Here is a 13,535-nt window from a genome sequence, read left to right as displayed (position 1 = left end):
TAATCAGCGCCATACCTACTTGAGTGTTCCTAAAGGGGGGGAATAGCCGGGTAGCTGCCAATAATGGCAGCTACCCGGCTATTCCCCCCCTTATAAGTCCGCTTCTGGGGAATTACTTAAAGAAACTGTAGATAGTCGCGTAGTTGAAATGGTAGAAAGCCCAGTTGCTCACTAGCAGCACGGCAAAAACTCCGCCGTAAACCGCGAGGTCACGCAGCCGTGTGGTCGTATTGGTGACTCGGCGAAGCATGGGAGCTGCCGGGGCATCGGGGGAATCCGACCTGTCTGGCGCCGTTGCGTCGGAAGTTTCCGGCGCGTCCAAGGCGGTGGTGTCTGGATTCTCCCGTGGCTCGGGCGCATTGGCCGTAAAGTGGGTGTCGTCCACACCCTCGCCTGGAATCACTTCGTAGGTTGAATGACGCAGCACCCAGCCGGTGTACGCACCTAGCACCAGACCCACTACTAAGCCCCCCAGATGGGCCACCCAGGCGACGTTAGGAACCATGAACCCTATCACAAAGTTCAGCCCGATTAAGGTCGCCATTTCGGTCCAAGGCAAGCGCAGCACCTTTTGAATCGCCAGGACCATACCAAAGAATCCAAACACTGCTCCGGACGCGCCCACCGTGGGGGTGATCCATGCGTTGGGGTCGACAAAAACCGTCAGGCACTGTGCCATGAGCGCCCCGAAAGCGCTGATACCAAACGCAAGGGCCAGTTTCACGTGGCCCACGACCGGCTCCAGCGCCCTGCCGACCACCAGCAAAGCCCAGGTGTTAAACGCCAGGTGAAATGGTGAGGGCACCGAGTGCAGGAAGGCCGCGGTGATGAAACGCCAGGGCTCAAACAGGCCTAGCACCGGCAGAAAAGCAAAGTGCTGAATGACTCCGGGGATAAACAGCTCGGCGACCCAGACAATGATTAAGGCAATACAAAGCCCCCAAGTCACGTAGGGCTTAGGGGCTTTTGCGGTATTTTTCATGACTTAACAGTACATTCAAAACCGCCGGAGTACCGGGTCAAACGGGCTTTACTCCGTGATGTCGATGGACTCAATCATGACGTCCTCCAGGGGACGATCCGAGCGGTCCGTTTGGGTTGCGGCGATTTTGTCCACGACAGCGCGGGACGCATCGTCCAGGACGCGGCCAAAAATCGTGTGCTTGCCGTTGAGCCAAGTGGTCGGGGCGACAGTGATAAAGAACTGGGAACCGTTGGTGCCCTGACCGCCGCGCGTGCCGGCATTCGCCATCGCCAACAGGTAAGGTTCGGTGAAGCCCAAGGCCGGGTCGATTTCGTCGTCAAAGACGTAGCCCGGGCCGCCGGTGCCGGTGCCGATGGGATCCCCGCCTTGAATCATGAAACCGGAAATGACCCGGTGAAATACCGTGCCGCTGTAGAGAGGCTCAGTTGAAGTTTCCCCGGTAATTGGGTGAGTCCATTGACGCGCACCGGTCGCCAGGTCGGTGAAGTTTTTTACCGTGATTGGCGCGGATTGCGGAAAAAGTTCCAGGCTGATGTCGCCTTCAGATGTGTGAATTGTTGCTTGCATAGTTCCATCTTTTCATGTGCGCGGCCCGGGCGCAAAGCATTTTTTCGGCAGTCTGTCCGCCGTCGGCGAGGCTCGTTTTGGGGTGGTCGAGAAAAAAGAACAGGCCTATTTCCTGCAAAAATTCCAAATAAGAGGCAAAATAGTACCAACCGTGTCCGTTCGGCTCGGTGTGAGAGAAAGAAGGATCCAATGTTGGATAACTTGTCGAAATGCATCGATATGGACTGCATGAAACGAGCCGGAGAAGACATGGCACTGAATGCTGCTGAGGTTGCTGGGAAGGCTCGCGGGGCCGTCGGGGACTTTGGCACTAAGGTGAAATCAGACCTCCTGCCGCGGGCGCAAGCCGTCAACGAGGCAGTGTCAAAGGCGGTTACCGGCGACGGTACCATCGCCGAAAAAGTTTCCAAAGCGAGTGAAGGAGTCAAGTCAGCTATGAACCCCAAAAAGAAGTGCCCAATTCGTCATCCCTGGTTGACGACTATCCTGTTGACCGGAGTCGCCGCGGTGGCTGGGTTTATCTTGTATAGCCGCACCCGTCCGGTCGAGGATCCCTGGGCCGAGGAATCCTGGGAGGATATTGATGATGACGACCTGGTGGTCGTTACCGACAAGTAAAAACAAACTTCAAAAAACCGACCGGCGGCTGATGTTGCCGGTCGGTTTTTTAGCACCCCCGGCTTTGCTTCCGCTGTTACTGTTATTGCTCGGAAAACGAAGGGGCGAAACCCAAGCACGAGACTAGGGGGTGTGCTTTTCGTGGCAAACGCAACGAAAAGTGAGGGGGGCCCGTGACCTAGGTCACGCGTGGTCCCCCCGAGTTGACGAGCAATAAAAATTAAGCAGAAAAAAGCCCTATTTCCACCACATCAGCATGATGAAACCGACCATGATGACGCCAAATCCCAACGCGATGTTCCAGTTGCCCAGCCCCAGCAGGTTAATCCCCGCGGTTTGCGCCAGGATATAGTGCAGCACAATCCACAGCAGACCCACGCCCATGATTATCAGGGCAGCCGGAGCGTACCAGCTGGGGGAGTGCTTCATATCCTCAGTCCACGAGGGACGCAACTCGCTGTCAGACTTAACCACTTTCGAGGCGCGCTTGCGCTTTTTGGATTCGGGCACAACAACTCCTTGTAACAAAAGTTTGCTTAACAGGTTAATGATAACCGTAAGCTAAATCCTTTGGAAATTGGTAAAATTTTGACGTTGGTGTATCCGCGCGTCAAGGGGTTGGAATGAGTGAGCAGCGTCCTGTACCACAGCAGTTTCCCTCGCGCCGGCAACGTCGCGAACAGCAGGAACCGCCTGTCGGACCGCTGTCGCCCGCGCCGGGGCAGCCTCGCGGGACGCAACCTCCCGTAGCGCAGTCTCCCGGGTCTCAGCCTTATGGGGCCCCACCTCGCGTGCCGCAGCAGTCCGCCCTCCCGCCTCAGATGGTCTCACAAGGGGTCACAAGTGCGGTTCCACCTGCAGGTTACCAACCTCTTGCCGAACCTTCCGGCGCGGCTCGTCCCGCGACTGCCCAGCCAAATCGTCCGGTACTCCCCGGCGTACCGGCTCGCCCCGCGGCGAACCCCCCGGTCCCCGGTGCGGCGAACCCCCCGGTTCCTGGCTCGCCACACTTCTCCATGTCGGGCCCAGCTAATCATCAAGTCCCCGGCACGGCAAACCCGGCAGTCCCCGCTTTTGCCCCGGTTCCTTCCCGCCCCCCGGCAGCCTCGACACGACCCGCCACCCCCGCGCCCACCCCTGGTGAACCCCAGGCAAACCCACAATCCTCACCGAAAGCCTCGACCCGCCCTTCTGAACGACCCACTGCCTCGACTGACCCAGACGAGACGGCCGCCTCACCAAAGCGCCGGCGCACCCCCGTATCGGTCCTGGTGATGAGCGGGATTGGGCAAACCATGCTGACGGTTGGTGTCGTCCTGGGCTTGTTCGTCGTGTGGCAGCTGTATGTGACGACTTGGCAGGTGCAGGGGGCGACGGCGGCCGCGGTGCAGTCTTTCCAAAGCTCCACCGCAAACGATGCGACCGCCACGACCGAAGTGCAGCGCACCGACCCACCTCCCAGCGTCACCATTCCCGCGGTGGGACAGACCTTTGCCACCTTGCATGTGCCGCGCTGGGACTCGATGGTCATCCCCATCATGCAGGGCACGAACGAAGCCGTGCTGGACACGGGCTATGCCGGACACTACGTTGACACTCAAGGGCCGGGAGAGCTAGGCAACTTTGTGCTGGCTGCCCACCGGCGCTCGTACGGAAACTCTTTCCGCCGTGTTCACGAGCTACAGACCGGTGACCCGTTGGTGGTCGAAACTTCCCAAGCCTGGCTGGTTTACCAGGTCACGTCAACCGAGATAGTCCTGCCATCGCAAGGAGACGTGATTTACCCGGTACCGCACGAAGCGAAAGACACCGTCCCGCATGAACGGCTCATGACCCTAACGACCTGCCACCCCGAATACGGCAACACGCAGCGATTCATCGTGTACTCCAAGTTTTCCTACTGGGTGCCGCGCACACAAGGCCGACCTTTCGCGCTCAAAGGGTTGGACGCGATGAAACAGGCTGGTCAGGGCACCGCGCCGGAGGGTCCGCAGGATGGAACCGATGCACCCGCGAGCGACCCGAACGCGATTGCCCCATCCGGCGCTGCCAGTTCCGCGCCGGCTGAGGGCTTGGCCGGGTAAACAGAAAGGAAACCAGAATGTACAAATGGCTGTTTGCCGTTATGCCCGGACCGAAATGGCTGCGCTGCATAGAGATGGGGATTTTGGTGCTGGCCGTAGTGGCAGCGCTGTTCCAGTGGGGATTCCCCTGGGCGGTAGAGACTTTCAACCTCAACCCGAACACCGTGAACTAGCGTCTCAACCCGCCAACTCGACGGGGGCCCTTGTGAGAAAAGGAACAGAACAATGACTGAGAAAACAATTTTGGTGGCGGGGGGTGCCGGATATATCGGCACGCACACGCTGATTTGCCTCTATGAGGCGGGATACCGTGCGGTCTGCGTGGATAACCTGTATAACTCTAGTGCGGAAGCGATGACGCGTGTCTCGGAAATCGTGGGGGAAACAATCCCGTTTTATCAGCAGGATGTGCGTGACCTTGACGCTCTGCAACGGATTTTTGCGGTTCACCAGGTTGACGGGGTCATTAACTTTGCCGGGCTTAAGGCCGTGGGCGAATCGGTAGCCAAGCCGGTGGAATACTACGACAACAACCTCAACGCGACCCTCTCCCTGGTGCGCGCCATGCGGGATCACGACTGTCACCTGATGATTTTTTCCTCCTCCGCTACCGTGTACGGAGCTGACGGGGTGTCCCCTCTGAAAGAAACCATGCCGACCGGCACCGCTACCAATCCTTACGGTTGGTCCAAGCTGATGAACGAGATCATGCTGCGCGACGTGTGCCACGCCGATCCCGAGTTTTCTGCCGTGTTGCTGCGCTACTTTAACCCCATTGGGGCGCATCCCTCCGGCCGGATTGGCGAGGATCCCAAGGGCATTCCGAACAATGTCATGCCCTACATCACCCAGGTCGCGGTCGGCAAGCTCGAAAAACTGCACGTGTTTGGCGACGACTACGACACCCCGGACGGAACCGGGGTACGCGACTACATTCACGTCATGGACCTGGGCCGTGGGCACGTGGCCGCCATTGATTACGGGCTGAAACATCGGGGTGCGAAGGCGATAAACCTGGGTACTTCGCAGGGGTATTCCGTGTTGGAGTTGCTGCACGCGATGGAGCGAGCCTGCGGCAAACCTATCCCTTACGTCATTGACGGACGCCGACCGGGGGACATTGACACGGTTTACGCTGACGCGAGTTTGGCGCGAGAACTGCTGGGCTGGGAGGCCCGCCTGAGTTTGGACGATATGTGCCGAGATTCGTGGAATTGGCAGTCGCAGAACCCGAACGGCTACGCCAGCTAACGTGTTTTTGCGGCTAGCTACTAGGAATGCCCGGGTGACGTGGCTGACTCGGGTGGCATGGTTGACGTGTATGACGTTTGTCGTGCTCGCCGGTTGAATCGTGTTGCTTCCGGGAAGAACTCGGAGGTATTTTTCAGTCCTTGGAACCGAACTTGGCGATAGTCACCAGGCGCAAAATCCGCCAGTTAAAGTTCGCAAAGGAAAACAACTGGAGGAACGGGTTTTGGCGGTGACGCAAAGTCGCCGGGGAAGGGTTCGGGGCCGCCGCAATCCGTTCGGCGGTGGCCGGGCATAGCTCCTCAATCGTTGGGGACGCGCTAAAGTCAGTCATTATCAAAATCCTCTCTGCGTGGGTTGGGGGTTACTCGGGGATAATCCACCAGAACGGTTTCCACTTCGCTTTATAGATAAAGCCCACGTGGAGCAGGAACTTGGTCCAATGCCCGAACAGGCCGATGCGTCCGAAACTCAGTTTGGGGTGGCGTCCGGCATTATCCGGGTACTTGTCGTAGTTGGGCACGATGGGGAACATCACCATGGCGGCCGCGGAGCCTTTCTTAAAGCCGGTGCCGGTGGAGGCTACGCAAGCTGCTCCCAACACCGCCATGGAGGCTTCGTGCAGTTTCGCCTGCGGGCCCTGGTTAATCAGGTCAACTATGCTCATGGCTACTTCCTTGCCAATTGAGCCTGAAGGCATCCCGGTACGTGGCGGTGCCGGGGTGATGTTGGTGCCGTTGGGCGTCTGGTGAGGTTTCGAAATACCGTGCGGGGGCGCAAAAGCAATCCCGGCGGCAAAAATGTTTTTATACAGCGGGGATTGGTAAGTCTTGGGCCAATCCTCGTGGGACCACTGCGCGGAACTCTTTTTCGAATAGTCCGCGTCCACCTTCATGAACCCAGCCGGGTTGAACATCTCGGGAATTAACGTCCCGTCCGGCTTCTTTGCTTCCAGCGCGACCCCGGTAAACGGGGGGAGCAGCATGGCGAAATCAAAGGACAACTCGTGCATATTGCCGTCATAATCCTCGTAAGTCAGAGCGTGTGGGCGCACTTCGCGAACGCCAGCGCCGGTGATAGCTTTCACCCCGCGTTCCCGAAACAGCGATTCCGTCCACAACTGGGAGTCGGTAGAGTAGCCGTTGTTCTTAAACCGCATCCCAGCCATCCCAAAGTCGCCGAGCTTTTCCTCATTGGTGAGGTAAACGATCTCGGTCTGGTCCCGAATCCCCGCCTGACGCAGGTCATATTCAGTGTTGAAACAGTACTCAAAAGCGGCGCCTTGGCAGGTACACCCGCCGTTGCCGGTCCCAATCACGAACCGCTTGGGCGTCCCGGTCTCTTTAATCTCTTGGACGATTTTTTGAAACTCGACCCCGGCCTGTTCGGCGTGGTCAGGAGTGCAAACCGAAAACGTGTTGCCACAATCCGGACCCAAACCCGGCGTAGCGGCAAAGTTCAGCTTTGGCCCGGTCGCGTTGATGAGGTAGTCATAATGCACCAAAGCCCGCCGACCTTTGTTCTTGCCTCCCGTAAACTCGATCTCGACCTGGGGTTGCGCATCATCGCCGCGTCCCTCGGGATAAATGACCTTCGCGGCCGCCTGATGAAAAATGACCCCCTTGCGCCTATAGAGCGGGGCGAGGGGAAACACTACTTCCTTCTTCTTCATCTTGCCGGTGCCCACCCAAATGTTGGAGGGAACCCAGTTCCAGTTGGCACGCGGGGAAATGACCACGACTTCGTGATTGCGCCGCGACAACTTCCGACGCAAGTGCATAGCGGCGGTATGACCGGAAATGCCCGCACCTAAGACGACAACTCTTGCCATAGTTACAACTTCCTTAATCTGTTGCGGTTCTTTAGCAGTGCCTCAGGAAATCGTTGAGCGGGCGGTAAGTCCGCGCCGAAAGCGGAACGTCCGGCACTGCACGACCAAGGCTTATTATAGCTTGAAAATCCGGGGTGGATTTACCGGCTTCGCCCCCGCTTGTGGTTTAGACTTGAAATTCAGAGAATCCCGAGGGTAAACCGGGGAAAACCTTGAGCAGCTGATGAGGAGCGAACCATGAGTGTGGCGGGTGAAAACGCTTTGGGCCAGTCCAATGACGAGGACGGCACGAAAGTCTTTACCATTGGACCGACCTGGCGGGCTGTGGGCTTTGAGATGACCACTGAGCAACGAGCCGACGAAATTTTGGCCCAGGCGGCTGACCAATGCACCCCGGTGGTGGGGGATATGGAGAATGGCACGTTCCAATACGTGGACCGTTCCGGCGCAGTTGCCGTGTTTGACGTGGTTGCGGAGAAAATTGCGGATATTCACCAGGATTTCAACGCTAGCGCCGTGGTTGACGCGCGGTGGGTCGAGATGGCAGACCGTTTTGCCCTGGTTGACATAGTTGACGCACAAGGGGGGACGGAGCGTTCTGTAGGCAAGGCTTGCGTGGCCATGCGGGCTGGACTGGGGCACGAGCCCGGACGTGCCGACGCCGGTAAACTGGGGATTTCTGCCCTAGCGCAGCGCGTCGAACTGTACGAAAACGTGGCAAGTTACGCGGCGAGCCAGACCGCCAAAATTTTCGGCGCGGCTCTGGAGGGACCACAGCGCGCCCCGGAAGACACCCTGCCGACCTTCATCTCGACCGGAGCTGTTTCTGTCCTGCAAAAGCAGGGTGCGCACGCCGGAGCCGTGCTGTCTGGAAAAATTACCGCTGCCGAGATGCACTCCAACACCCTGACGGGACAAAACTTCTGGGTTCTGGAAGTGGCGGCGGGATTCCCTCTCAGCGTGTGCGCGGCTGAAGGTGACATTACGGGACGCCCCCGCCCCGGAATGGTCGTAGCTGGAGAATTCCTAATTCTGGCTGCCGCCAAGTAGAATAGTCTCGTTCCCCGCGTGACGGCATAGTCTGAACCTCCCCAGGGTCGGAAGACAGCAAGGATAAGGGCTCCCTGTCGGGTGCGCGGGGAACTTTTATTTTTCCGGCGTCCGCGGATATTTTTACCTGATGTTAACCTGGTGAGCACAGAGGCTTTACTTTAGCTTGTTAATATGCGAACAGAGTGTGACTACTGCGGAAAGCTGGCTATTCATGGTGAAACCTGGTTTGAGGATGCTGGTGGCGGCAGCCTTTGTGGCGACGTTGGCGTTGACGGGATGTGTACCCACCGGGAAAGATACCCCAAAACCAGCCAAGCCTGACGCTTCGGTGAGTAAAAAGGCTCCGCAGAGCCTACCAGGCGCCATCGACCTGAAAGCTGACTTCGAAGTCGGTTCTATGTGGGCTCAGGTAGGCCCGCTGTATCGGTTGGATAACGGCAATTCGGCGCTGGCGCTCACGGTGGGTGTCGATGACGTGAACTCCGCCATGGTGAAAACCAGTGTCGGAACGGCTCTCACCACCCCGGATTATCCTGCGCAAAGGGAATATTCGGGGATGTATCTGTTGACGGACACTGAGGTTTTTGAACCCTGGCGTGACGACCAAGAACACGTTCCCTACGTCAAACAGGATGGGACCGACACCAAGAACAGCAGTTTCAGCGGCAAAGACGGAGACCCGATTTCCGAAAGCGTCCTGGTACCCTTCGGGGACATCGGTGATAATCCGGGCACGGTCGGGGTGGATTTGGGCCTCATCGGTTTCGCCTACGATGTTCCGGTCCAGGACGCGGCGAAAGCCCCGAAGTCTTTGCAAAAAGCTTTGGATAGCCTGCCCGACAAGGCCGCGAAAGATAACCACGGGGAGTATTCGGCTTTCACCATAGTTCCGGGCATGGACGTGGCTTCGAATTCAAAAAGCCTGGATGTGACTTTGGCGGCCGATGTGTTCTTTGATTCCGGCAAGTGGGACATTAAGCCCGAAGCCCAGGCGATCTTGGGTGACTTGGCGAAAACGTTGGCGACTCATGAGCCGGGTGAGGTAACTATTGTGGGTCACACCGATAACGTGCCTGAGCCGACTATTGGGAACCAGGCCTTGAGTGAGAACCGAGCGAACGCGGTGAAAGCCGTTCTGGACGGGAAATCGGGGTTGTCCGGGTTCACTTTCAGTGCTTCGGGCAAAGGCGAGACGCAACCGGCCGTGCCGAACACTGACGATGCTTCGCGGGCAAAGAACCGACGGGTGCAAGTTTCCATTAACACTCCGGTTAAAAAGGAAATCCTCGAACTGCAGGCGACCAGCGCACAAATGCCTGCCCCGTATGCCCAGGAATCTGATTGGCCCAAGGCAGTGCTTTACAATGTCAGCCGCAGTGAAGCCAGTCAGCCCCAGTATGTGCAAGTCTCCACCTCCGAGGCCGTGGCCTACCCTAACTACACCCTGGTGACCTTCACGGTGGAAGCTGTTGACCAGGTTGGCTCTATGTCTTTGAACCTGGGCGGCTTTCATCGCCCGGAAGAGACAACTACCAATATCAGCTCTGTCTTTTACGGGCCTGATATTCTGCTCGGTTCGGCGCGCACTGTGCCGTTGGAATATCCGCGTATCGGTGTTGACGGGAAAAATATACACGGGGTGGTGACGGGCGGAAGCCTAGGCGCCATTCCGCTGTTGAAACCAGGTGAAAAGTGGACTGTTCCGGTTCTGTATCCGCCGGTTAACACCAAGACCATCACCATCGACGCCTCCAAGGAATACAACCATGTCAAGTACGGCTACCGGATTAACGACGTTCCGGTGAAACAGGCTGGTGAGGCCTCCGGCTCTCCTCAGGGTTCTAACAAGCCCACACCCCAGAAGAACCAGTCTGGTCACACCAAACAACCCAGCGGCTCTTCCGCAGATTCTCAGGCAGCGTAACCTAGAAAAACTCTTGCAGGCTCAGAAAATGGTGCCACCAATCCCGCAGGGGCGAGCGAAGAACGCCAGACCTGGAGCTTTTGGCCAGCATCGCTGGGGCGGGTTTGGCGCTGGGTTTGATTCGGCCGAAATAACTGTGCGGAACTCAAAAATTTTTGCCACCGGGGCTCGGGTAGAGTAGAGACATGATGACTGCCCTGTATCGCCGCTACCGTCCCGACACTTTTGAGGACGTAATCGGTCAAGAACACGTAACTAAGGCGCTGCAGGCGGCTTTGGCGAACGGGCGGGTCAACCATGCTTACCTGTTTTCGGGGCCGCGGGGCTGCGGCAAGACGACCAGCGCCCGGATTTTGGCGCGCTGCCTGAACTGTGCCCAGGGACCGACCGCTACCCCGTGCGGGACTTGCGATTCTTGCCGGGATTTGGCGACGGGCGGGCCGGGTTCCCTGGACGTCATCGAGATCGACGCGGCCTCTCATGGCGGCGTGGACGACACTCGGGAACTGCGCGATCGGGCGGCCTATGCCCCGGCGCGTGACCGGTTTAAGATTTTCATCATTGATGAGGCACACAACGTGTCCAAGGAAGGCTTCAACGCCCTGTTAAAGCTGGTAGAGGAGCCTCCGGACCACATTAAATTCATTTTTGCGACCACGAATCCTGAAAAGGTCATTTCTACGATTCGCTCCCGCACTCATCACTATCCGTTCCGGCTGGTTGCCCCGGAGGTGCTGCGCGACTATATGGCGGATTTGTGCCGTTCTGAGGGTGTTACTGCCGAGGACGGGGTGCTGGGTCTGGTGGTGCGGGCCGGAGGCGGGTCCGTGCGCGATTCTTTGTCCATTCTTGATCAGCTCATTGCTGGCGAGGCTGAGCCGAAGTTGCACTATGACCGGGCCGTGTCCCTGCTGGGTTACACCGATTCCGCGCTGTTGAGCGGGATGGTGGATGCTTTGGTGTCCGGCTCCGGTGCCGAGGCCTACACGGTGGTGGATCGGATGATTCAAACCGGGCACGAACCGCGGCGTTTTGTCGAGGACCTGCTGCAATATTTGCGTGACCTGGTGGTGATGAAGCTCGCTGGGGCGGGAGCCGGGGCCGTGTTGGGGGATTTGCCCGAGGCCGAACTGGCGGCGATGCATCCCCAAGTGGCGGCTCTCAGCCCGCGCACCCTGACGCGCTGTGCCGAACTCGTTGACGAGGGGCTAACCGAGATGATCGGGGCGACTTCCCCGCGTCTGGCATTGGAACTGTTGGTGGCGAAACTGCTGTTGGCGACCTCAGATGACGCAGCGTCTACCACTGCCGAGGGAGTGGTATCGACCGCGCGGGTGGCAGCGAAAGCTACCGGATCTGGCTCTCGGGATAGCGGTGGTCCTGTTCCCCCCGTGGCGCCCGCGCCCACTGGGAACCCCTCACAAGGGGTTCCTACCAGCACCGTTGCGGACTCGGCTGGTTCTGTCGCGCGTCCAGATACTTCTGCGCGTCCAGACGCTTCTGCGCCTCAACCAGCGACGGTTTCCCCACCACAGCGCGAAAAGGACACCGTTTCGCAGCCCGAGCCAACTACGGAGCCCCGTGAGGAAAAATGGGAGTTTAAGCCGACCCCCTGGGACATTCCCGGTGAAGACACGGATAGTACGGCTAGTCACGTCCTGAACACCCCGTCTGGCCAAACGTCTGCCCGGCGGGATCACCCGGCGGACCAACCCGCCCCCGCTCCTACCCCTACTTCTGCCCCCACCTCGGTTTCCGCTCCCAACCCGGATCCTGCCCCCGCTCGCGTTTCTGCCCCGGCTCCCGCCCGGGGTACACAACCGGCCCAGTCCGGCACGGGCACAGACGGAGACTATGAAAAAATCCGCGCCAACTGGGGCAAAATCATGGCTCGTTTGAAGCAAAATCACGCCGCGACCGGGAACCTGTTGGAAACCCACGGCCAGTTGCAGGGAATGCGCGGCTCGGCGGTGGAAATCGCCTTCCCGAACCCCGGACTGGTGCGAGCTTTCGGGGAACGCCACACTTCCGCCCTAGCCGCGGTCATTCAGGGATTCACCGGCCTCAATGTGGAAGTGCGCGGAGTGGTGGCTGGTTTCGGGGCGCCCGCTGCGAAGCCCGCCCCCGCATCGGAGCCGTCCGTATCTGCCGAGCAACAGTATGGATTTGCGGCACAGGCATCGGAGCCGCCCATTCTGCCGGAGGATTTCCCTCCGCCGTCTGAACCGTCCTATTTTGAACCAGAGGTACCGCAGGACCTGCCCGAACCCCCTGTTCAAAACCAGTATCGACCCGCAGAACCCGCAAGTGTGCCAGTTGCTGAGCCGGAGCCGCCCGCCCCCGTACCGGAGCCGTCTGCAGTCACACCGAAACTCCCCTCTGCCGCTGTTCCCCCGGAGGAACCCACGCCTGTGACCTCGACCACATCCCGTGAATCAAACCAATTAGGTGAACCACGTAAACAGCCTGACCCGCAAGTTTCAGGGGAAATGAAAGCGGGAATCCAGACTGCTCAAGCCATGTTGGGCGGAACCATCATCGATCCGAAATCCATGCCGGGTTCCCCGTCTGCAAAGGCAGGCCGGTGATGAGCCAAATTTTCACCGACGCCCTGCAAGACCTCATCGACGCGCTGGGAAAAATGCCAGGCGTAGGACCAAAATCCGCCCAACGCATCGCATTTTGGGTGCTCAGCGCGGATGAAGCCGACATTAAGAGACTCACCGAGGCGCTGACCAGCGTTAAGGAAAAGGTCCACTTTTGCGAGGTTTGCGGCAATATCACCGAACACCCGGTATGCGCGATTTGCCAGGATTCCCGCCGGGATCAGTCGCTCATCTGTGTGGTGGAACAGGCCACCGACATTGTGTCCCTGGAACGCACCCGGATGTATCGCGGGCTTTATCACGTTCTGGGCGGCGCCTTGGATCCCATCAACGGGGTCGGCCCCGATCAACTACGGATTGCCGGGCTGATGACGCGCCTGCAGGATTCCGCCATCAAGGAAGTCATCATTGCCACCGACCCCAATACGGAAGGCGAAGCGACCGCGGCTTACCTGGCGCGAATGCTCGCTACCATCGGAATTCCGGCCTCGCGCTTGGCCTCCGGTCTGCCGGTGGGAGGCGACCTGGAGTATGCCGACGAAGTGACGCTGGGGCGCGCTCTGGAAGGCCGGCGCCGGCTGTAGAAAACTCGGTTTGCCTCAAACTAGCTACCCAAAAA

General features: G+C 58.8%; 13 protein-coding genes and 1 other RNA gene. 9 read left to right on the top strand and 5 right to left on the bottom strand.

Annotated features, from left to right (window positions below; all coding sequences use genetic code 11):
- Nucleotides 1-112 precede the first annotated feature (112 nt).
- The gene (locus AC5LBQ_RS00670) at nt 113-982 is read right to left on the bottom strand and encodes a rhomboid family intramembrane serine protease (RefSeq protein WP_493264321.1); all 870 of its coding nucleotides are present in this window, start codon (nt 980-982) and stop codon (nt 113-115) included.
- A 48-nt stretch (nt 983-1,030) separates the two neighbouring features.
- Nucleotides 1,031-1,552, bottom strand: coding sequence for a peptidylprolyl isomerase (locus tag AC5LBQ_RS00665; protein ID WP_282922432.1), 522 nt, complete (start codon nt 1,550-1,552; stop codon nt 1,031-1,033).
- Between the two features lie 189 nt (nt 1,553-1,741).
- Here AC5LBQ_RS00665 and AC5LBQ_RS00660 point away from each other — a divergent pair, with 189 nt between their 5' ends.
- A complete protein-coding gene (locus AC5LBQ_RS00660; RefSeq protein WP_282922431.1) occupies nt 1,742-2,170 on the top strand; it encodes an acyltransferase in 429 nt (142 codons plus the stop codon).
- Nucleotides 2,171-2,407: 237 nt separating this feature from the next.
- Here AC5LBQ_RS00660 and AC5LBQ_RS00655 read toward each other — a convergent pair whose 3' ends face one another.
- Nucleotides 2,408-2,680 carry a cell division protein CrgA gene (locus AC5LBQ_RS00655; protein ID WP_282922430.1) on the bottom strand — a complete coding sequence of 91 codons (273 nt, stop codon included), beginning with the start codon at nt 2,678-2,680 and terminating at the stop codon, nt 2,408-2,410.
- Between the two features lie 113 nt (nt 2,681-2,793).
- Here AC5LBQ_RS00655 and AC5LBQ_RS00650 point away from each other — a divergent pair, with 113 nt between their 5' ends.
- From AC5LBQ_RS00650 to galE, 3 genes are read left to right on the top strand one after another with little or no spacing between them, the layout of a single operon-like run.
- Nucleotides 2,794-4,254: a class E sortase gene (locus tag AC5LBQ_RS00650; protein WP_493264320.1), complete on the top strand. Its 1,461-nt coding sequence runs from the start codon at nt 2,794-2,796 to the stop codon at nt 4,252-4,254.
- A gap of 17 nt (nt 4,255-4,271) precedes the next feature.
- The gene (locus AC5LBQ_RS00645) at nt 4,272-4,427 is read left to right on the top strand and encodes a hypothetical protein (RefSeq protein WP_295028637.1); all 156 of its coding nucleotides are present in this window, start codon (nt 4,272-4,274) and stop codon (nt 4,425-4,427) included.
- 52 nt (nt 4,428-4,479) lie between these two features.
- Nucleotides 4,480-5,505: a UDP-glucose 4-epimerase GalE gene (gene galE / locus AC5LBQ_RS00640; RefSeq protein ID WP_493264319.1), complete on the top strand. Its 1,026-nt coding sequence runs from the start codon at nt 4,480-4,482 to the stop codon at nt 5,503-5,505.
- Nucleotides 5,506-5,638: 133 nt separating this feature from the next.
- On the opposite strand, the gene AC5LBQ_RS00635 is transcribed toward galE, so the two are convergent.
- Complete coding sequence (locus AC5LBQ_RS00635) at nt 5,639-5,836, bottom strand: hypothetical protein (protein WP_493264318.1); 198 nt, start codon at nt 5,834-5,836, stop codon at nt 5,639-5,641.
- 30 nt (nt 5,837-5,866) lie between these two features.
- Entirely contained in the window at nt 5,867-7,333 is a 1,467-nt protein-coding gene (locus AC5LBQ_RS00630) for an NAD(P)/FAD-dependent oxidoreductase (protein WP_493264317.1), read from the bottom strand.
- A 237-nt stretch (nt 7,334-7,570) separates the two neighbouring features.
- On the opposite strand from AC5LBQ_RS00630, the gene AC5LBQ_RS00625 reads away from it, so the two are divergent.
- The 5 genes from AC5LBQ_RS00625 to recR all read left to right on the top strand — a co-directional run bounded on the left by AC5LBQ_RS00625 (nt 7,571) and on the right by recR (nt 13,500).
- Nucleotides 7,571-8,383: a hypothetical protein gene (locus AC5LBQ_RS00625; protein ID WP_493264316.1), complete on the top strand. Its 813-nt coding sequence runs from the start codon at nt 7,571-7,573 to the stop codon at nt 8,381-8,383.
- A gap of 6 nt (nt 8,384-8,389) precedes the next feature.
- Nucleotides 8,390-8,483, top strand: an RNA gene (ffs, locus tag AC5LBQ_RS00620) — signal recognition particle sRNA small type.
- Nucleotides 8,484-8,570: 87 nt separating this feature from the next.
- Nucleotides 8,571-10,310 (top strand): OmpA family protein, encoded by a 1,740-nt coding sequence (locus AC5LBQ_RS00615; RefSeq protein WP_493264315.1) that lies wholly within the window; start codon nt 8,571-8,573, stop codon nt 10,308-10,310.
- A 185-nt stretch (nt 10,311-10,495) separates the two neighbouring features.
- Entirely contained in the window at nt 10,496-12,898 is a 2,403-nt protein-coding gene (locus tag AC5LBQ_RS00610) for a DNA polymerase III subunit gamma and tau (protein WP_493264314.1), read from the top strand.
- On the top strand, nt 12,898-13,500 hold the full coding sequence (recR, locus tag AC5LBQ_RS00605) for a recombination mediator RecR (RefSeq protein ID WP_282922401.1): 603 nt from the start codon (nt 12,898-12,900) through the stop codon (nt 13,498-13,500). Before AC5LBQ_RS00610 ends, recR begins: the two co-directional genes overlap by 1 nt.
- The last annotated feature ends 35 nt before the right edge of the window (nt 13,501-13,535 follow it).

This window comes from Mobiluncus sp. (assembly GCF_985070215.1).
This window is presented reverse-complemented; position numbering and strand designations above follow the sequence as displayed.

Bases quoted from the DNA above. Each gene is read 5' to 3' on its own strand.
- AC5LBQ_RS00635 (WP_493264318.1), bottom strand. From the start codon at position 5,836: ATGACTGACTTTAGCGCGTCCCCAACGATTGAGGAGCTATGCCCGGCC.
- galE (WP_493264319.1), top strand. From the start codon at position 4,480: ATGACTGAGAAAACAATTTTGGTGGCGGGGGGTGCCGGATATATCGGC.
- AC5LBQ_RS00645 (WP_295028637.1), top strand. From the start codon at position 4,272: ATGTACAAATGGCTGTTTGCCGTTATGCCCGGACCGAAATGGCTGCGC.
- recR (WP_282922401.1), top strand. From the start codon at position 12,898: ATGAGCCAAATTTTCACCGACGCCCTGCAAGACCTCATCGACGCGCTG.
- AC5LBQ_RS00650 (WP_493264320.1), top strand. From the start codon at position 2,794: ATGAGTGAGCAGCGTCCTGTACCACAGCAGTTTCCCTCGCGCCGGCAA.
- AC5LBQ_RS00670 (WP_493264321.1), bottom strand. From the start codon at position 982: ATGAAAAATACCGCAAAAGCCCCTAAGCCCTACGTGACTTGGGGGCTT.
- AC5LBQ_RS00625 (WP_493264316.1), top strand. From the start codon at position 7,571: ATGAGTGTGGCGGGTGAAAACGCTTTGGGCCAGTCCAATGACGAGGAC.
- AC5LBQ_RS00660 (WP_282922431.1), top strand. From the start codon at position 1,742: ATGTTGGATAACTTGTCGAAATGCATCGATATGGACTGCATGAAACGA.
- AC5LBQ_RS00610 (WP_493264314.1), top strand. From the start codon at position 10,496: ATGATGACTGCCCTGTATCGCCGCTACCGTCCCGACACTTTTGAGGAC.
- AC5LBQ_RS00665 (WP_282922432.1), bottom strand. From the start codon at position 1,552: ATGCAAGCAACAATTCACACATCTGAAGGCGACATCAGCCTGGAACTT.
- AC5LBQ_RS00630 (WP_493264317.1), bottom strand. From the start codon at position 7,333: ATGGCAAGAGTTGTCGTCTTAGGTGCGGGCATTTCCGGTCATACCGCC.